The sequence below is a fragment of the Pseudomonas sp. FP2338 genome, assembly GCF_030687515.1.
GTDB classification, from domain to species: Bacteria; Pseudomonadota; Gammaproteobacteria; order Pseudomonadales; family Pseudomonadaceae; genus Aquipseudomonas; species Aquipseudomonas salomonii.
Window position 1 is genome coordinate 3,930,939 of record NZ_CP117436.1, and the last position, 18,882, is coordinate 3,949,820.

The following is an 18,882-nucleotide window of genomic DNA, read 5'->3' on the forward strand; positions in this document are numbered from 1 at the left end:
AGATGTGCTTCGCAGGGACGGCTTGCCGCAACCCGCAACCGGTTAGAGAAAAATAAAACTACCTCAGGTAGCTGCCACTGGTTGGATCAATACGAAGAAGCAGATCAGCGTTCAAAAAAATACGTTTGCTCTTGATCCCGGATGGGGGTCGCAAAAAACAGCGGTAAAGGGTAACGGTTGCCAAAAACAACAATAGACCGCCCCTCAATAATAAAAAAAGAGCACGCAACGACAAATTAAAGGGGACCTTCGGGTCCCCTTTGTGCTTTCTGTGTTTCAGCTATTTACCTGACGTTCACTATTCAAACTGTGGGAGCTGGCTTGTCGAATCGTCGCACCGCTGCGATGGCATCCACTCGGTGTGCCTTACACACCGAGGTGTTTGCATCGCAGGCAAGCCAGCTCCCACATGAGTCTGTGCTGTCAGTTGGATTGGGTTCGCAACTCCTCGATCGAAATTTCGCGCATGCGAAACTTCTGGATCTTGCCCGTCACCGTCATCGGAAACTCATCCACGAACTTGAAGTGCTTGGGCGTCTTGAAGTGCGCAATACGGCCCTTGCACCAGGTTTGCAATTCCAGCTCGTTAGCGACATGGCCGGGGTGGAATTTGACCCAGGCGACAATCTCTTCGCCATAACGCGCATCCGGGATGCCAATGATCTGCACATCGGCCACCGCCGGGTGGGTGAAGAAAAACTCCTCCAGTTCACGCGGGTACACGTTCTCGCCGCCGCGAATGATCATGTCCTTGTTGCGCCCGGCGATACACACGTAGCCGTGCTCATCCATGGTCGCAAGGTCACCGGTGTGCATCCAGCCGGCATCGTCGATGGCGTCGCGGGTGCCTTCGGGGTTGTTCCAGTAGCCCAGCATCACGCTGTAGCCACGGGTGCAGAGTTCGCCGATCTGGCCACGGGGCACGGTGTTGCCGGCCTCATCGATGATTTTGTTTTCAAGCTGGGGCTGGGTGCGGCCAACGGTGGTGACGCGCCGCTCCAGGTCGTCATCGGCGCCGGTCTGCAACGACACCGGGCTGGTTTCGGTCATGCCGTAGGCAATCTGCACTTCGCCCATGTGCAACTCGCTGATGACCCGGCGCATCACTTCGATGGGGCACGTGGCGCCGGCCATGATGCCGGTGCGCAGGGTGGCCAGGTCGAACTCGCCTCGGCGCGGGTGATCCAGCAGCGCAATAAACATGGTCGGTACGCCGTACAGGCCGGTGGCGCGTTCTTGCGCGACAGCTGTGAGCGTCAGCAGCGGGTCGAAACCGTCATTGGGGTAAATCATGGTGGTGCCGTGGGTGATGCAGCCGAGATTGCCCATGACCATGCCGAAGCAGTGATACAGCGGCACCGGGATTACCAGGCGGTCCTGTGCGGTAAGGCCCAGGCTTTCGCCGACCATGTAACCGTTATTGAGGATGTTGTGGTGACTGAGGGTCGCGCCCTTGGGGAAGCCGGTGGTGCCGGAGGTGTACTGGATGTTGACGGCTTGATCGAAGTGCAGGCTCGCCTGGCGACTATCAAGCTGCTCGGGCGGGATGCCGGCGCCGAGGGCCGCCAGCTGCGACCAGGGCATAAATCCCGTGGGCGGGCTGGGGTCCAGGCTGATGAGGCCGCGCACGTCGGGCTGCAGTTCCTGCAACATGGCGTGGTAATCGGAGCTTTTGAACGAACCGGCACACACCACCCATGCGCACCCGGACTGTTTGAGTACGTAGTCCAATTCGCTGCTGCGGTAGGCCGGGTTGATATTGACCAGGATCACTCCGAGCTTGGCGCTGGCGATTTGGGTGATGCACCACTCGGCACAATTCGGCGCCCAGATGCCCAGGCGATCGCCGGTTTGCATGCCCAAAGCCATGAATGCGCGGGCGTGCAAATCCACCGTCTCGGCCAACGCCCGCCAGGTGTAGCGGCGCTGCTGATGGCTCACCACCAAGGCTTCGCCATCGGGGTAGTGCGCGACGGTGTGATCGAAAGCCTGGCCGATGGTCATGGCCAGCAAGGTCTTGTCCTGAGAGCCACGGCTGTAGCTCGGATGCGCTTGATCCATAACGACCCCTGTTGTCTTTTTTGTAGGTTGACGTAAACGTAAACTACGATTGACAGCGTCGTAACGCAAGCTTACGTTAACGTAAAGGTGAGCGCCCTCCCCCGCGCCTCGCCCACACAACAACAAAGCTCACATTAAGGTGCCTGTCCATGAGTTACCCGTCCCTGAACTTCGCCCTCGGTGAAACCATCGACATGCTGCGCGACCAGGTGCAGTCGTTCGTGGCCAAGGAGATCGCGCCGCGCGCGGCCCAGATCGACATCGACAACCTGTTCCCCGCCGACCTGTGGCGCAAGTTCGGGGACATGGGCCTCTTGGGCATCACCGTGCCGGAAGAGTACGGCGGCGCCGGCCTGGGTTACCTGGCGCACGTGGTGAGCATGGAAGAAATCAGCCGTGGTTCGGCGTCGGTGGCACTGTCCTACGGCGCGCACTCCAACCTGTGCGTGAACCAGATCAACCGCAACGGCAATCACGAGCAAAAACTCAAGTACCTGCCCAAGCTGATCAGCGGCGAGCACATCGGCGCCCTGGCCATGAGCGAGCCGAATGCCGGCTCCGACGTGGTCTCGATGAAACTGCGCGCCGACAAGCGCGGCGACCACTACGTGCTCAACGGCAGCAAGACCTGGATCACCAACGGCCCCGACGCCAACACCTACGTGATCTACGCCAAGACCGACCTGGAAAAAGGTCCCCACGGCATTACCGCGTTTATCGTCGAACGCGACTCGAAAGGCTTCAGCCGCAGCAACAAGTTCGACAAGCTGGGCATGCGCGGCTCCAACACCTGCGAACTGTTTTTCGATGACGTCGAGGTGCCCGAAGAAAACATCCTCGGTGTGCTCAATGGCGGCGTCAAAGTGCTGATGAGCGGCCTGGACTACGAGCGCGTGGTGCTCTCGGGCGGCCCGACCGGGATCATGCAAGCGTGCATGGACCTGATCGTGCCCTACATCCACGACCGCAAGCAGTTCGGCCAGAGCATCGGCGAATTCCAGCTGATCCAGGGCAAGGTCGCCGACATGTACACCCAGCTCAACGCCAGCCGCGCCTACCTCTATGCGGTGGCCCAGGCTTGCGAGCGCGGCGAAACCACGCGCAAGGACGCCGCCGGCGTGATCCTCTACAGTGCCGAGCGCGCCACGCAAATGGCCCTGGACGCGATCCAGATTCTCGGCGGCAATGGCTACATCAATGAATTCCCCGCCGGGCGCCTGCTGCGTGACGCCAAACTGTACGAAATCGGCGCCGGCACCAGTGAGATTCGCCGGATGCTGATCGGTCGCGAACTCTTCAACGAAACCCGCTGAAGGAGCGCCCCATGGCCATCTTGCACACCCAACTCAACCCGCGTTCAGCGGAGTTCGCCGACAACAGCGCGGCGATGCGCCAACAGGTCGACGCCCTGCACACCTTGCTCGCCCATGTGCAGCAAGGCGGCGGCGCCAAGGCTCAGGAGCGGCACACCTCGCGCGGCAAACTGCTGCCCCGTGAGCGTATCAACCGCTTGCTCGACCCTGGCTCACCGTTCCTGGAACTCAGCCAGTTGGCGGCACATCAGGTGTACGGCGAAGACGTGCCGGCGGCCGGCGTGATCGCCGGGATCGGCCGTGTGGAAGGCGTGGAATGCATGATCGTCGCCAACGACGCCACGGTCAAAGGCGGCTCGTACTACCCGCTCACGGTAAAAAAACACCTGCGTGCCCAGACCATTGCCGAGCAAAACCGTCTGCCGTGCATTTACCTGGTGGACTCCGGTGGCGCCAACCTGCCGCGTCAGGACGAAGTATTCCCTGACCGCGAGCATTTCGGGCGGATCTTCTTCAACCAGGCCAACATGAGCGCCCAGGGCATCCCGCAAATCGCCGTGGTGATGGGCTCTTGCACCGCCGGTGGCGCCTACGTACCCGCCATGGCCGACGAAGCGATCATGGTGCGCCAGCAAGCCACCATCTTCCTCGCCGGGCCGCCGCTGGTAAAAGCTGCGACCGGTGAAGTGGTCAGTGCCGAAGACCTGGGCGGTGCCGATGTGCATTGCAAGATCTCCGGCGTGGCCGACCACTATGCCGACAGCGACGAACATGCGCTGGCCCTGGCCCGACGCAGCGTGGCCAACCTCAATTGGCGCAAGCAGGGTGAGTTAGTGCAACGCCCGCCCGTGGCGCCGTTGTACAGCAGCGAAGAGTTGTACGGCGTAATCCCGGCTGATGCCAAGCAGCCATTTGATGTGCGCGAAGTCATCGCGCGGCTGGTGGATGGCTCGGTGTTCGATGAGTTCAAGGCGCTGTTCGGCACCACGCTGGTGTGTGGATTCGCACACTTGCACGGCTACCCGATCGCGATCCTGGCCAACAACGGCATTCTGTTCGCAGAAGCCGCGCAAAAAGGCGCGCACTTTATCGAACTGGCCTGCCAGCGCGGCATTCCGTTGCTGTTTTTGCAGAACATCACCGGTTTCATGGTCGGCCAGAAGTACGAAGCCGGTGGCATCGCCAAGCACGGCGCCAAGCTGGTCACGGCGGTGGCTTGCGCCAAGGTACCCAAGTTCACGGTGATCATCGGCGGCAGCTTTGGTGCCGGTAACTACGGCATGTGCGGCCGCGCCTATGACCCGCGCTTTTTGTGGATGTGGCCGAATGCACGCATCGGCGTGATGGGTGCCGAACAGGCCGCCGGCGTGCTGGTGCAGGTCAAGCGTGAACAGGCCGAGCGCGCGGGCAATGCGTTCAGCGCTGAAGAAGAAGCCGCGATCAAGCAGCCGATTCTCGACCAGTACGAAACCCAGGGCCACCCCTACTACTCCAGCGCACGCTTGTGGGACGACGGTGTGATTGACCCGCAGCAGACCCGTGACGTGCTGGCGCTGGCGGTGTCCGCCGCGCTGAATGCCCCCATCGAGCCGAGCCGCTTCGGCGTGTTCCGCATGTAAATGGAGCCGTACCCCATGAGCGATTTCAACACCCTCGAACTGGTTACCGACAGCCGTGGTTTTGCCACGCTGTGGCTCAGTCGTGAAGCCAAGAACAACGCGTTCAATGCGCAGATGATCCGCGAATTGATCATCGCCCTCGACCAGGTGCAGGCCGATGCGTCCCTACGTTTTTTAGTGCTGCGCGCACGTGGCAAGCACTTCAGCGCCGGCGCGGACCTGGCCTGGATGCAGCAATCGGCCGAGCTGGATTACCACACCAACCTGGACGACGCCCGCGAACTGGCCGAGTTGATGTACAACCTGGCCAAGCTGAAAATCCCCACCCTGGCGGTGGTACAAGGCGCGGCGTACGGCGGCGCGCTGGGCTTGATCAGCTGCTGCGACATGGCGATTGGCGCGGATGACGCGCAGTTCTGCCTGTCGGAAGTGCGCATCGGCCTGGCACCGGCGGTGATCAGCCCATTCGTGGTGCAGGCCATCGGCGAGCGTGCCGCGCGGCGTTATGCGCTGACGGCCGAGCGTTTTGGCGGCCAGCGTGCGCGCGACATCGGCCTGCTGGCGGAAAGTTACCCGGCCACCGAATTGGATACGCAAGTGCAACTGTGGATCGCCAACCTGTTGCAAAACAGCCCGGCAGCCATGCGCGCCAGCAAGGATTTGCTGCGCGAAGTCGGCAACGGTGCCCTCACCCCGGCGCTGCGTCGGTATTGCGAAAATGCCATTGCGCGGATTCGCGTGAGCGCCGAGGGCCAGGAAGGCTTGCGCGCGTTCCTGCAAAAACGCCCGCCCAGCTGGCAAGTGCAGGAGCCACGTTCATGAGCACACTGACCACTGTGCTGGTGGCCAACCGCGGCGAAATCGCCTGCCGGGTGATGCGCACCGCCAAAGCCATGGGGTTGACCACCGTGGCAGTCCACAGCGCCACCGACCGCGATGCACGCCATAGCCGCGAGGCGGATATTCGGGTCGACCTGGGTGGCAGCAAGGCCACCGACAGTTACCTGCAAATCGACAAACTGATCGCCGCCGCCCACGCCAGTGGCGCCCAGGCGATTCATCCGGGTTACGGCTTTCTGTCGGAGAACGCCGGCTTCGCCCGCGCAATCGAAGCCGCCGGCTTGATCTTCCTCGGCCCGCCCGCCTCGGCCATCGATGCCATGGGCAGCAAATCAGCGGCCAAGGCGTTGATGGAAACGGCTGGGGTGCCGCTGGTGCCGGGTTATCACGGCGCGGCCCAGGACCTGGAAACCTTTCGCGATGCCTGCGAACGTATCGGTTACCCGGTGCTGCTCAAGGCTACGGCAGGCGGCGGCGGCAAGGGCATGAAAGTGGTCGAGGACGTCAGCCAGTTGGCCGATGCCCTGGCCTCGGCCCAGCGTGAAGCGTTGTCGTCCTTCGGCAATGGGCAAATGCTGGTGGAGAAATACCTGCTCAAGCCGCGCCACGTGGAGATTCAGGTGTTTGCCGACCAGCACGGCCATTGCCTGTACCTCAATGAGCGCGACTGCTCCATTCAACGTCGCCATCAAAAGGTGGTGGAAGAAGCCCCCGCACCGGGCTTGAGCGCCGAGCAGCGTAAGGCCATGGGTGAGGCGGCCGTGCGTGCGGCCCAGGCGATCGGCTATGTGGGCGCCGGCACCGTGGAGTTTTTGCTGGACGCGCGTGGCGAGTTCTTCTTCATGGAGATGAACACGCGGCTGCAGGTGGAGCATCCGGTGACCGAGGCGATTACCGGCCTTGATCTGGTGGCCTGGCAGATTCGTGTGGCTCAGGGTGAGCCCCTGCCGCTCACTCAGGACCAGGTGCCGTTGGTGGGGCATGCGATTGAAGTGCGCTTGTATGCCGAAGACCCGGCCAATGATTTCCTGCCGGCCACCGGGCACCTGGCGCTGTACCGCGAGTCTGCACCGGGGCCGGGCCGTCGGGTCGACAGCGGGGTCGCACAAGGCGACAACGTTTCGCCCTTCTATGACCCGATGCTCGGCAAGCTGATTGCCTGGGGCGAAGACCGCGAACAGGCGCGCCTGCGCTTAGTGAGCATGCTGGACGAGTTTGCAATCGGCGGGCTCAAGACCAACCTCGGCTTTTTGCGGCGCATCATCGGCCATCCGGCGTTTGCGGCGGCCGAACTCGATACCGGGTTTATTCCGCGCTATCAGGATGAGCTGCTGCCCGCACCGGGTGCTTTGAGCGATGAGTTCTGGCAGGCGGCCGGGGCGGCGTTTATGCAGAGCCTGCCCGCCGGTGATGGCCCGTGGGCGGATACCCGAGGTTTTCGTGCCGGGTTGCCCGCGCAAATATCGTTGCATTTAAGCTGCGCCGGGCAGGACCGGCTGGTGACATTGCAGGACGGCGTCGCGCAGTTGCGTGGCGAACAATTGCTGCTTGAACACCATGGCGTGCGCCGCGCTCATCTGGCGATACGCAACGAAGGCATCCTGTATCTGCGCTGGGACGGCCAGATACAGGCCGTCAGCTTGTATGACCCGATTGCTGCAGTCGAGGCCAACCAGGCTCATCAGGGTGGCCTCACAGCGCCGATGAACGGCAGCATCGTGCGGGTGCTGGTGGAAGTCGGTCAACACGTGGAGGCTGGCACGCAGCTGGTGGTGCTGGAGGCCATGAAGATGGAGCACAGTATCCGCGCGCCCCACGCCGGGGTGGTCAAGGCACTGTTTTGTCAGGAAGGCGAAATGGCCGCCGAAGGCAGCGCCCTGGTGGAGCTTGAAACCACGGACTAAAACTTCGCCGTGGCTTGCACCACGACCCCGAGGATTCGGCAAGCGGCGGTGAACAGCTGCTTGGGATACGTGGGATTGAGCGGTACCAGGTAACGCTGGCCGCTCTCTTCCATCAATTGGCGAAAGGTTGCCTGGGGGCTGTCGGCCCACTGGGCGACCACCAACTTGCCCGGTTCGGGCTCGATGGCCGGGTCCACCAGGATCATCATGCCCGCACCGATGCTCAAGCCACTGGGGGCGGTCATGGCATCGCCCGTCACGGGCAGCCAGAAGGCGTCACCCTGGGCGTGGTAATCGGTCAGTTCAAAACGTGGCGCGCCGTAGGTGGCGCGCTCTTCGCGGGTTTCGCAGAGGCTTTTCCAGTCGTTGACCGGGTAGCGGAAGTAGGGGTTGTAGTGTTGTTCCAGGGCCGGTACTTCGCCGGCTTTTTCGCGAATCTCCAGGGCGACTTCCAGGTAGCCCAGCCCCAGCTCGGCCAGCACTCGGTTCATGTCCGCCAGGCTTGGCACGCGGCGCTTGTTGAGCCAATGACCGACGCCGCCCTGGGACATGCCCAAGCGTTCGGCCAGTTCATCCTGCGTGACCTTGCGGTCTTTCATGTTGGCTTTGACCAACGCTATCCAGTTATCCATGGGGCCTGACCATACGGTGCGCAGTGGTCACGACAATAAACAGTTTGTAGTAATCCATCAAATGACATAAATACGATTCGTATTACTATCGGGTGCAGGTTTTCAACGTCCAGCCAGAGTAATCGCCCTCATGATGACGCTCCCGAATCACCTGCCTTGCACGCCCGAAACCGACGAACTGCTGACCCTGCGCAGCAGCGGCGCCGCACAACGGGCACTCGACTATTACTTGAAAGAAGATGTGTCGGCGCCCACGCCTGACGTCGCTTTTTTCGACATCAGGCCCGGCATCAGCCAGGAAGACGCCCTGGTCCACGCATCGGACCTGCTGCGCAGTGCGGCGGCCGCCGCCTATGAATCGGCAAGCAGCCGGCAAGGCAACCAGCGGGACCTGGCATTTTCGGTGGTGTATTTGATTGACATGGCCAAGGCGATGGTGGAGCAGGCATTGCAGGTGCCCGTTGCGCAGGCAAACGCCTGACAGGCACGCAAGAAAAATATTTCTATCCCACGGATAAAAACATTTGACTTGCAAATGATAATGATTATTATTGGACCCAGCTGATCGCGAGATCAGTCGATAGACCAAGGGACCTTAGGTCGGACTCTTGGAATATCTCCTCATCAGGCTAATCACGGTTTTTGACCCGGCTCTTTGGCCGGGTCTTTTTTTTGCCAGTTTTTTCTGGCGTGGCTTCAGGCTAATGAAGACTGTGTGTTGCTTGATGGCGCGCATGGTAGCAAAAGAGCATCGCCAAAAGAAAGCCGATAGAACGCTCTAGCCCGGATCTTTGCGAAATAGCGCTTGAGAATCAATCTCATAGATCCTAAGCTGCTGCTGCGTCAAGGACGACGCCCCCTCCCCCCGTGCAACAATTTTGCAGCAAGATTTTGCCTCACTCCTGTGTAAGATATCCGCCACAACAATCATACGCAGGCAGCCAGACCATGACAGTGGCCTTGACCTCCATCAAGATCAGCACCGATTTCGACAGCGGCAACATCCAGGTCCTGGATGCCAGCGACGCTTACCAGTTGTTGCTGGCGATCAAACCCGATACCCGCAGCGCACATTTCCAATGGTTTCATTTCAAGGCCGAAGGCATGCATGTGGGCCACACCCACACCTTTAGGCTAAGCAACGCTGGCCATTCGTCGTACAAAAACGCTTGGAGCGGCTACAACGCCGTGGCGTCCTACGACCACGTCAACTGGTTCCGTGTGCCCACGCGCTTTGATGGCGATACATTGCATATCAGCCTGGAGACCCGCGAGAAGCAAGCCTGGTTCGCCTACTTTGAACCCTACAGCCGTAAGCGTCACGACTGGCTGATCGAACAGGCCTTGAGCCGCGCCGGCACCCAGCTGCTCGCCACCGGCAAAAGCGCCGAGGGCCGTGATATCCAGCTGCTGCGCCGTGGCAATGGGGGCGAAGGCCAGCGCAAGGTGTGGATCATCGCCCAGCAGCATCCCGGCGAACACATGGCTGAATGGTTTATGGAAGGCGTCATCGAGCGCTTGCAACAGGACGGTGATGCTGAGCTGAAAAAACTCCTGGCCGTCGCCGACCTGTACCTGATCCCCAACATGAACCCCGATGGCGCCTTTCACGGGCACCTGCGCACCAACGCCATGGGCCAGGACCTCAACCGTGCCTGGCAGAACGCCAGCGAGGCGCTCAGCCCGGAAGTGCTGTTCGCCCAGCAACAGATGGAAAAATACGGCGTCGACCTGTTTCTCGACATCCATGGCGACGAAGAAATCCCCTACGTCTTCACTGCCGGCTGCGAAGGCAACCCCGGTTACACCCCGCGTATCGAAGCGCTGGAAAAACACTTCCGCAGGCACTTGAGCGCCCTGACCCGCGACTTCCAGACCACCCACGGCTACACCCGCGACCTGCCGGGCGAAGCCAACATGACCCTGGCCTGCAATGCCGTTGGCCAGCAGTACGACTGCCTGTCGTTGACCCTGGAGATGCCCTTCAAGGACAACGACGACGCACCCAACCCGAAAACCGGTTGGTCCGGTGAGCGCTCCAAACAACTGGGCAAGGACGTGTTGAGCAGCGTGGCCGATATCGTCACCACCCTGCGCTGACCCGCCCTGCCCCCGGCATCAGCCTTTGGTGCCGGTCATGCTTTGCAGCACACCGTCGCGCCGAATCAGCCCGTGGAACAGCGCCGCCGCCAGGTGCAACAGCACCGTCAGGAACAACAGGTAGGCCAGGTAGCCATGGGCCTTGCGCAGCACTGCAAACAACGGTGCATTGGCCGCGACCAGTGCTGGCAATTGCACCGAACTGCTGAGCATCACCGGGTCACCGGCCGCCGAAATCATGGCCCAGCCAAGCAGCGGCAGCACCAGCATCAACGCATATAACACAACATGGGACGCCTTGGCGGCCAGCACTTGCCACAGTGGCAGGTCAGCAGGCAACGGCGGTTGCCGGGTGCAAAAGCGCACCACCAGTCGCACGATCACCAACGCCAGAATCGCGATACCCAGTGGTTTGTGCAGATGAATCAGCCACTCGTGACGCTCCGACACCGACGCCGCCATGCCCGCGCCGATGAACAACATGGCGATGATCATCAGCGCCATCAGCCAATGCAGCAGGCGAGCCAGAGGCGCAAAAAACCGTGGTTGGGCATTCATGGTTTCGACTCCTGAGGGGCACTGTGCAGCGGGCTGACTTCGCCGGCGCGGCGTACGTAGGAACTGGCATAGGCTGCCGAACGTGCAGCCAGCAGCGGGTCGTTGGAGGCCTGGATACCGCTGGGCAAAATCAGCGGGTCATAGTTGATATCGCGGCAATCACCGTCAGCCTGCGGTTGGCTGCTTTGCAGCACCAACGTGCCGGCGTTGAGCACTTTGTGTTCGCCGGTCCAGGCTTTGCTGGCATCGTCCAGCGGATCACCCGGGTTGGCCAGGGTGATGTTCAGCTGCCAACGCAACGGCCCGGAAGCCAGGCGCTGCACCAGGTCTTTTTCGAGAAAATCAGCGCCGGATGGCGCGGTGTCACCCGCCGCATCCTGGCTCTGTGGCACCACGCCCCAACGTACCGCTTGGCGCTGGCCATCGGCGGTTACCAGGTAAAAGGCATTGATGCCGTTGTAGGTTTCAGTCGCGTAACTGGCCGATGGCTTGGCAGTCTTGACCCAGGCCAGGAACGGCGCTGTCTCCGGGTGCGCGGCAAAAAACGCCGGCATGCTGGCCGGGTTCGGTTTGCCGGTGGCCGGGTCGGGCGCACCGGCCTTGAGCATCTGGTAAAACGCCTCAGGCGTGCCCACCGGGAACACCGGCATGCTGTTCATCCCTGTGCGCCATTGCTGGCCGTTGGCCTGGCTGAACTGCAAGGCGAAACTGCGGATCGGCACACTGCTGTCCGGCGCGTAGGGGTTGCCGCTGGGCAAGGCGAACCGGCCGATCACCGGGGTCTTCGCTTCGCTGAACACTTGGGCATTCGAGTACGTGCGCGCCTCGGGGCTGCTCTCGAAGTAACCGGCCACACACACGCCTTTGGCATGGTTACGCCGAAACCCTGGGTGCACGCCGTTATTGGTTTCCAGGGCATTGACCAGGGTTTTGGGGCGCAGGCGCTGTGGGTCTAGCGTGCCATTGACGTAGGCAAATGCCCCGGCAGCAACCGCCACGACCGCACCAATACACGCCAGCCTGATGAGCAAACTGAGGGTGCTGAGGGGCGCACGTGGCGGCGATGAGTGATCTACCATGAAAAACTCCAGGGCACGGGGCCGCAAGGAAAGTGAACTATGAGACGAGTCCCACCTAGGTCTATTCCCTTTTCACTGTAGTTTTTTTCAGAGCAGATGCGCCACGAACCGAGCGCTCTTTTACACCGCGTTGAACACTGCCGGGCGTTTGTTCAGAAACGCCTGCATGCCCTCCTGCTGATCAGGCGTCGCGAACAACTGGTGAAAATATCCGCATTGGCGGGCGAGACAAAAGCCACCAGGGTGCGGCTGTCCAACTTCAATGTGACCGCCCGCATGCAGCCATCACCAGCCTCCAGCGCCGTGGACACCGCGTCCAGTTCCACGCGGAAGCCACGCACCTTCACCTGATCATCGACGCGCCCCAAGTGCTCCAACTGACCATCAGCTGTCCAGCGCCCCAAGTCCCGCGTGCGAAACATCATGGCGTCCCCGCCCATAAAGGGGTCCGGGCGATAACGCGCCTGGGTCATCGCAGTGTTGTTCAAGTAACCGCTCGTGACTCCGACGCCACCGGCCCACATTTCACCGGTTTCACCCAGCTCACAGGCACGGCCGTGCTCGTCGAGCACATACACGGTGTTATTCGGCGTCGGTTTGCCGATGGTCAACAACGTGCCAGGCACATGCCGGTGCAACGTGTTGACGATGGTAGTTTCGGTCGGCCCGCAGCCATTGTAGAAGGTGCAATGCCCGGCCCAGCGGTCGGCCAGTACCTGGGAGCAGGGCCAGTCGATTGGCCTGCCCACACTGCAGCGATTGCCTGGGGCGTCAACGCCGCTTGCATTTCGACTGCATGGTGCACACTGCCATAGGCAGGCTTGGCCCAAGGGCCACAGCCCCATTGCTCAAACACCACGCGTTGAGCAGCAGGCAAATGAGCCAAAGCGGCTCGGGAGAAGAACTGTTGGTCGGTTGGAGAAAATGTCATGCACACACCCTCATCAATGAACTGCGCGAAATTGTTCGCAGCGGTTACGAGGATTGATTGAGCGGTGGGATCGGTATTACAGGTCCGCATACAGAGCAGATAGCCCCCACAATAAGGCCCATTTTTCTTACAGCCCCTGATGGAATAAGCTACGTTGGCTGGCGTCTTCCTCTGCACAACCGACCAGAATTCACGCCCATGCACGAGCTCGACGAACCGTTACGTGAACTCATCCCCAGGCTGCGGCGCTTTGCCGTGTCGCTGACGCGTAACGCCAGCAGCGCCGACGACCTGGTGCAGTCCACGCTGGAACGGGCGATCATCAGTTGGGCCGACAAACGCCTGGAAGGCGACCTGCGTGCCTGGCTGTTCTCGATCCTCTACCGCCAGTTCCTCGACGCCCACCGGCGCAGCCGGCGTTATGCACGCATGCTCGAATTCTTCACCGGCCGTGACGATGCGCAGCCTTCAGTGGAGCGCACGGTGATGGCCCAATCGACCCTGCACGCCTTCGACCAACTCAACACCGAGCAACGTGCACTGCTGCTGTGGGTGTCGGTCGAGGGTTTAAGTTACAAGGAAGTCGCCGAGATCCTGGCGGTGCCGGTGGGCACCGTGATGTCGCGCCTGTCCCGTGCGCGCCAGGCCTTGCGTCAACTCAGCGAAGGCGAAATTACCAGCCCTGCCCTGCGGATACTCAAATGATCAGCCTGCCCCCCAGCGAACGCGATTTGCATGCCTACGTCGATCACCAACTGCCGGAGAGCGACCGCCGCGTGCTTGAAACCTGGCTGGCCGCCCACCCTGAAATGGCCGCCCAGGTGCACGCCTGGCAACAGGATGCACACGCCCTGCGCGCGGCCTTGAGCGGGACCTTGCAGCAACCGGCCAACCCCGACCTCGACCCGGCGCTGATTCGCCAACGCATTCGGCATCAATCGCGCCGCCACCTGGCCAGCGCCGCCGTGCTGCTGATCGCGGTCGGCCTCGGCGGCCTTGGCGGTTGGCACGCCCGCGAAGCGACCCAACCGCCAATGTTGCCGATGGCCGATGCCATGCAGGCATTTCGCCTGTTTGCCCAGGACGGCATCATGCCCGCCGACTTCAACACCGAAGACGGCGGCACTATGCAAGCCTGGCTGGATCGCTATTTCAACCAGGCCCATCGTCTGCCCGATCTGAGCCACGCCGGTTTCAAGCCGGTGAGCGGGCGTCTGCTCACCACTGAGCAAGGTGCGGCGGCGATGGTGTTGTATGAGGATCAGCAAGGCCATCGCATCAGCTTCTACATCCGCCCGCCGGGACCGGAAAACGGCTTCCTGCCGCGTGGCAGCCGCAGCGCCGATGGGCTGCAGGCCGATTACTGGTCCGATGGCGGATACAACTATGCGATGGTCAGCCCGGTGGATCAGGCGGCGACGCACTTGCTCAAGTTCTAGAAGATCCAGACCGGTTTTTGTGGGAGCGGGCTTGCTCGCGAATGCGGTGGGTCAGTCAATTCATCTGTCACTGATACACCGTATTCGCGGGCAAGCCCGCTCCCACATTTTGATCGCGTGGGCCTTCAACGGACGCTGTACTAGAAGCCCACATCCAGCACCACATTATCAATGTAGGTGCCGCCCGGCGGCGTGGTTTGGTCGGTGTAGATCTTGGCGTTGTAGTTGAACACCTGGCTGCCGGTGCCCAAGCCGTTGCCGGGGTTGATCTCGGCCGAGGAACTGGCCCGTCGCGCGGCGCCCACACTGCCCCAGCGCGTAGTACCGGCACTCATGAAGATGTCGTAGGCGAGGAAGTTGCTGCCGGAAATCATCCGCCGCCGCCCACCCACGCTCACCGGGTTCTGCCCATCGCTGAGGCCGACGGTATAGGCGCTGCCCTTGGTGCAAGCCACGCTGGCCTGGCCGTTGACGGTGGCGAAGGCGCTGACCACCGGCGCACTGCCAAAGGCAATCGGCGGCGTGGTGATCTGGCAGTCGTTGACCACCGTCATGCTGACGTTCACGGTGGTGGTGCCGTTGTTGATCTCACGGCCCAGGCAAATCCCGCCAATGCCGATGCCCGAACAATAGTTCCAGTTCCAGAAAATACTCAGGGTTTCGCTGTACACCCCTGACGCCACGTTGCTGCCAAGGGTGGTGGCGAAGTACAGCGGCACGACTTTGGTGCCCGGCCCGAACACCAGGCCAAGGGAGGCGGCAATGCCGCCGCTGCCGCCAAAATCGAAGGCAGTACCGCGTGTCATCGGGAACGCCGTGGTGTTGTTGGCATAGATCGTATAGTTGATCACATCACCGGTCGGCCCCACCAGGCCACCTTGAGGCGAACCACTGACGGTCGCGTAAAAATGGTCATTGGAGGTCAACACCGACAATACCGCCGGCGTGCAGCTGAAGCCGGCATTGGTGGTCGAACTGGGCTGGGAGGTGGTGCGCACAGTCATCGAACTCACCGTCGTGCCAAAGCTGGCCGGTACGCTGGCCACCACCGAACACACGGCCTGCACCTGCGCCGACACGCCCAGGCTTGCCAGCAACACGCCCCGCAACAGCCATTCCTTGACCCGCACACGCACACTCCTTATGTCATTGGCACACCAGTGGCCCGATCAGTGGCACCTGGGCCTGGGTGGTATCGAGTTCGAACCTTGCCTGGCAGGTCTGGCCGTTGCCCAAGGTGACTTGCAAGGTGTTATGGGCCGCCAGGTTTTCCAGGTACACCAGGCCGTCCCATCCCACCACCGCCTGCGCGCCGCTTTGCTCGTGTCGCACCTGGCTGCCCAGGGGCAAATCCTGGTGCTGGGCGTCGACCAAGGTGATGCTCGCCGCGCTCACCTGGCGCACCGGGAACTCCAGCAAGTAGCCACTGCCACGGCGCACGGCCACCCGTTGCTCAACGTTGGGCACCTGCACGTTCGATGGCAGGTTCAGTGGGTCGATCTCGTATTTGGCGCGGTAGTAAGCACTGGTCCACGGCACCAGCAAGTGCCCGTTGCGGTCGGTTTCGCCCACCACCTGGTTCTCGTAGCGCACCGGCACACCACTGACCCCATCGGTGCTCACCACCACAAACGCATCGTTGACGCGGTTGGCGGCGAACACTTGATTGTCCATCCACACCAGCGAGCCACTGGCATCGGCCCAACGGGTTTCGGCGTCGCTGCTGCCGTACACGCCGGCCTGCAACTGCACCGACTGCAGGCGCCAGGTCAGGTCGGCCTGGCGATAAGCTGGCCCGTCACCACTGGCATAACCCAGGTTGAAGCCCACGCCGCCCTCGGCCGGCACCGCTCGGCTATAGTTGACCCGCTGCAGGCTCTCGCCGGTTTTACTGCGCTCGGTGCCCACGCTGAGGCTGCCGTACACGTCGAACGGCACCACCACCTGCGCTTGCACCGCCCAGTTGCTATCACCCACTTCATGGTTGGCCGACAGGTAAAAACTGCTGTTGCGCCACAGCGGCTTGCTCCAGGTCAGGTTCACCAGACGGGTGCGCGAATCATCCGCCGCCTGCACATCGAAATAGCCGACGCCCAGGCTGCCGAAATTATTCAGGTTCAGGCTCAAGGTCGCCTGCTGGCTGCGCTTGCTGAGGCTGGCGTAAGGCGTGTCGATCAGGCTCAAGTCGGCGTATTGCTCACGGCGCTCCACCCGTTGATACGACAGGCTGTAGCGCTGGTTGCTGTATTGGTAGCCCAGGCTCAGTTGCTGACCGGTCCGGCCGTCGTACTGGCTTTGGCTGACGGCGGTATTGAGTACGCCGAAGTGACCGACCCGCAGGTTGCCGCCGACACCGCCCAGGGTCAGGTCATTGGCGGCTTCGGCATGGCTTTCCAGGGTAAACGCGTCGGAAATCCCATAACGAAAGGTGCCGCTGGCCACGCCAGGGCCATAGCCGAAATCGCGCAAGGTGTAGTCGCGACGCAAATTACCCGCCGCCACCGAGAAGTCCGACAACCCCTTTTGCAGCAAAGTACTGGTGACATAGAACGGCACCGTGGTCGACACCTGCCGGCCCAGCGCATCGGTGGTGACCACCACCGCCTCGCCGGCGCCGTTAATAAACGGCACGTTGGTCAGGGTGTACGGCCCCGGCTGCAGGTCGGCGCTGCTGGATTTATAGCCATTGATAAACAGGTCCACCGAAGACGGCACCGCCGCCTCGCCGGCGAACTGCGGCAGCGGGTAGGTGACCAGATCCGGGCGCACCCCAAAGTCCCGCGACACCTGCACACCGCCCAGGCGCACTGAAGTGCTCCAGGGCAAGGCGCCGCTGATCACGTCGCCCGCTTCATAGGTCAACAGGCGTTCATCGTCGGAGAATCGCCAGGTGGTGTCATACCGCCGATAGCCGTTGTACGGGTTGCTGCCGGCGGTTTCCCGGCCAATGGTGGTGCGGTATTGGCCGGTATTGGACAACGTGCCCCAGGTATCGAATAGCCGCACTTCGTTGAAGATACCGAGGTAGGTGCCCGCATCGTCGGTGTCGTTCAGGTAGGCGTCATAGTTAAGCAACGCGCCGAAACTGGTCAGCGCCTGGGTGCGTGGGTAGTTGTTGCGGCTGCCGATAAATTGCTCCGGCAGCCAGGCCGGCGGCACGCTCAGTATCAGGCGCTGGCCCTGGCTGTCGTAATCGGTGTGCAGGCCGGGATAGCTTTCCAGCGCTACCTCGCCAGGCATGTCGCCAGGCACATCCCCAGGCAACTTCACGCCGACTTCCTGCAACACCGACGCCGGCAAAAACAACTGCCCGGCACGCTGATTGACGGCGACCACACGGCCGGTGTCCATCTGGTTGACCACCAGCTCCAGGAACAACTGCGCATCGGCAACAGCCTCCATACTGCTGGGCGGGGGCGGCAACGGCGCAGCGAAGCCCGGCGGCGCCGGCACCAAGCCAGACAAGCCGCCTACCACCCATACCGATCGCCATAGACATCGAGCCCGATCCTGGCTCACCAAGGCTTTGTGTCCATCAATGGACATCTCCATCCGTTGTTAACACAGGGCCTACTCCATGCCCTGCCACACTGAGTCAGCGTCTCGGTGCGAGGTTTTCCACGTTCGTTGCGCCATTGATGCGCACCTGCAACGGCTGATCGGCCGGCAAACCGTCCGGCACCGGCCAACGCATGGTCGCGCCCGGCAGCACATAGCCCATCAAACCCTCCACCAAGGGCCGCGGCTGGCCGCCCTGCTTGAACGTGGCATCGGTGAGGCGCGCATGCACGGCGCCCTGATTGCGCATCTCGACGTAGTTGCGCCCGCCCACGGTGACTTTTTTCCAGCTTAAATCCGGTTTGCCGGCGGTTTTCGGGTCGCGGTCTCGGGTGCCGTCAACCTTGCTCCACAGGCCCGGGCCGTAGGCAAACAACGGCACCGAATAGCGCATCTGGAAGCGGATCGCGGCGGCCGTCTTGCCATCCGCCGGCGCCGGTGGCGGCGTGGCCGAAGGGATCTCATCGATGATGATGCGGTACGCCAGCTCCTGGCCGGGCGGCACGTCTTTGGTTCGGGTCAGGCGCACCAATTGCTTTTGCCCAGGCTCGATTTTCGCCACCGGCGGGCTGCCAATCACATCGCGCTGGTTCTGGTATTGCTCGTCAAAACCACTCTGGGTCCAGGCAAACACGCGGATCTGCAGGTTGGCGGTCTCGGTGCCGCGGTTCTCCAGCCACAGCGCGCTGGCCTGTTGGTCGGCCTCCAGCACCGGGTCGATCGGCCAGATCAGCACCGAGCTGGCCGCCTGGACCTGCCCCGCCGCCAACAGCAACAACCCGCTCAAACCCGCTGCCCACCCGTACCGGGAAGCTGCACACATAGATCTCACTCCTTATACCGATCGC

General features: G+C 61.9%; 15 protein-coding genes and 1 pseudogene. 8 read left to right on the top strand and 8 right to left on the bottom strand.

Going from position 1 to position 18,882, the window contains the following annotated elements:
- Window positions 1-423: 423 nt before the first annotated feature.
- Window positions 424-2,061 carry an AMP-binding protein gene (locus tag PSH96_RS17720; protein ID WP_305454121.1) on the bottom strand — a complete coding sequence of 546 codons (1,638 nt, stop codon included), beginning with the start codon at window positions 2,059-2,061 and terminating at the stop codon, window positions 424-426.
- A 149-nt stretch (window positions 2,062-2,210) separates the two neighbouring features.
- Here PSH96_RS17720 and PSH96_RS17725 point away from each other — a divergent pair, with 149 nt between their 5' ends.
- The 4 genes from PSH96_RS17725 to PSH96_RS17740 are packed head-to-tail and all read left to right on the top strand — an operon-like array spanning window position 2,211 to window position 7,737.
- Window positions 2,211-3,374 (top strand): isovaleryl-CoA dehydrogenase, encoded by a 1,164-nt coding sequence (locus tag PSH96_RS17725; RefSeq protein WP_065931071.1) that lies wholly within the window; start codon window positions 2,211-2,213, stop codon window positions 3,372-3,374.
- 11 nt (window positions 3,375-3,385) lie between these two features.
- The gene (locus PSH96_RS17730) at window positions 3,386-4,993 is read left to right on the top strand and encodes a carboxyl transferase domain-containing protein (RefSeq protein WP_305454122.1); all 1,608 of its coding nucleotides are present in this window, start codon (window positions 3,386-3,388) and stop codon (window positions 4,991-4,993) included.
- A 15-nt stretch (window positions 4,994-5,008) separates the two neighbouring features.
- Window positions 5,009-5,815 carry a gamma-carboxygeranoyl-CoA hydratase gene (locus PSH96_RS17735; protein ID WP_305454123.1) on the top strand — a complete coding sequence of 269 codons (807 nt, stop codon included), beginning with the start codon at window positions 5,009-5,011 and terminating at the stop codon, window positions 5,813-5,815.
- Window positions 5,812-7,737: an acetyl/propionyl/methylcrotonyl-CoA carboxylase subunit alpha gene (locus tag PSH96_RS17740; protein WP_305454124.1), complete on the top strand. Its 1,926-nt coding sequence runs from the start codon at window positions 5,812-5,814 to the stop codon at window positions 7,735-7,737. Before PSH96_RS17735 ends, PSH96_RS17740 begins: the two co-directional genes overlap by 4 nt.
- Here PSH96_RS17740 and PSH96_RS17745 read toward each other — a convergent pair.
- On the bottom strand, window positions 7,734-8,369 hold the full coding sequence (locus PSH96_RS17745) for a LexA family transcriptional regulator (RefSeq protein WP_305454125.1): 636 nt from the start codon (window positions 8,367-8,369) through the stop codon (window positions 7,734-7,736). The two genes, PSH96_RS17740 and PSH96_RS17745, sit on opposite strands and share 4 nt — an antisense overlap.
- Before the next feature lie 130 nt (window positions 8,370-8,499).
- On the opposite strand from PSH96_RS17745, the gene PSH96_RS17750 reads away from it, so the two are divergent.
- A complete protein-coding gene (locus tag PSH96_RS17750) occupies window positions 8,500-8,850 on the top strand; it encodes a DUF3077 domain-containing protein (RefSeq protein WP_305454127.1) in 351 nt (116 codons plus the stop codon).
- 467 nt (window positions 8,851-9,317) lie between these two features.
- Complete coding sequence (locus PSH96_RS17755) at window positions 9,318-10,469, top strand: M14-type cytosolic carboxypeptidase (protein ID WP_305454128.1); 1,152 nt, start codon at window positions 9,318-9,320, stop codon at window positions 10,467-10,469.
- An 18-nt stretch (window positions 10,470-10,487) separates the two neighbouring features.
- Here the strand turns inward: PSH96_RS17755 and PSH96_RS17760 are convergent, their stop codons facing one another.
- The 3 genes and pseudogenes from PSH96_RS17760 to PSH96_RS17770 form a co-directional block, all read right to left on the bottom strand.
- Window positions 10,488-11,027: a cytochrome b gene (locus tag PSH96_RS17760; RefSeq protein ID WP_065931077.1), complete on the bottom strand. Its 540-nt coding sequence runs from the start codon at window positions 11,025-11,027 to the stop codon at window positions 10,488-10,490.
- Window positions 11,024-12,106, bottom strand: a complete 1,083-nt coding sequence (locus PSH96_RS17765) for a catalase family peroxidase (protein ID WP_305454129.1) — start codon at window positions 12,104-12,106, stop codon at window positions 11,024-11,026. The genes PSH96_RS17760 and PSH96_RS17765 overlap by 4 nt, the downstream gene beginning before the upstream one ends.
- Before the next feature lie 182 nt (window positions 12,107-12,288).
- A pseudogene (locus tag PSH96_RS17770) lies at window positions 12,289-12,834 on the bottom strand (AMP-binding protein); the annotation flags it as partial.
- 401 nt (window positions 12,835-13,235) lie between these two features.
- Here PSH96_RS17770 and PSH96_RS17775 point away from each other — a divergent pair.
- Both PSH96_RS17775 and PSH96_RS17780 read left to right on the top strand, forming a co-directional pair.
- The gene (locus PSH96_RS17775) at window positions 13,236-13,742 is read left to right on the top strand and encodes a sigma-70 family RNA polymerase sigma factor (RefSeq protein WP_058420922.1); all 507 of its coding nucleotides are present in this window, start codon (window positions 13,236-13,238) and stop codon (window positions 13,740-13,742) included.
- A complete protein-coding gene (locus tag PSH96_RS17780) occupies window positions 13,739-14,476 on the top strand; it encodes an anti-sigma factor (protein ID WP_305454131.1) in 738 nt (245 codons plus the stop codon). The genes PSH96_RS17775 and PSH96_RS17780 overlap by 4 nt, the downstream gene beginning before the upstream one ends.
- A gap of 140 nt (window positions 14,477-14,616) precedes the next feature.
- Here PSH96_RS17780 and PSH96_RS17785 read toward each other — a convergent pair whose 3' ends face one another.
- From PSH96_RS17785 to PSH96_RS17795, 3 genes are read right to left on the bottom strand one after another with little or no spacing between them, the layout of a single operon-like run.
- Window positions 14,617-15,612: a spore coat protein U domain-containing protein gene (locus tag PSH96_RS17785; RefSeq protein ID WP_370694303.1), complete on the bottom strand. Its 996-nt coding sequence runs from the start codon at window positions 15,610-15,612 to the stop codon at window positions 14,617-14,619.
- A gap of 10 nt (window positions 15,613-15,622) precedes the next feature.
- Window positions 15,623-18,028 (bottom strand): fimbria/pilus outer membrane usher protein, encoded by a 2,406-nt coding sequence (locus PSH96_RS17790; protein ID WP_305454133.1) that lies wholly within the window; start codon window positions 18,026-18,028, stop codon window positions 15,623-15,625.
- Window positions 18,029-18,071: 43 nt separating this feature from the next.
- Window positions 18,072-18,857, bottom strand: coding sequence for a molecular chaperone (locus tag PSH96_RS17795; RefSeq protein ID WP_305454134.1), 786 nt, complete (start codon window positions 18,855-18,857; stop codon window positions 18,072-18,074).
- Window positions 18,858-18,882 lie beyond the last annotated feature (25 nt).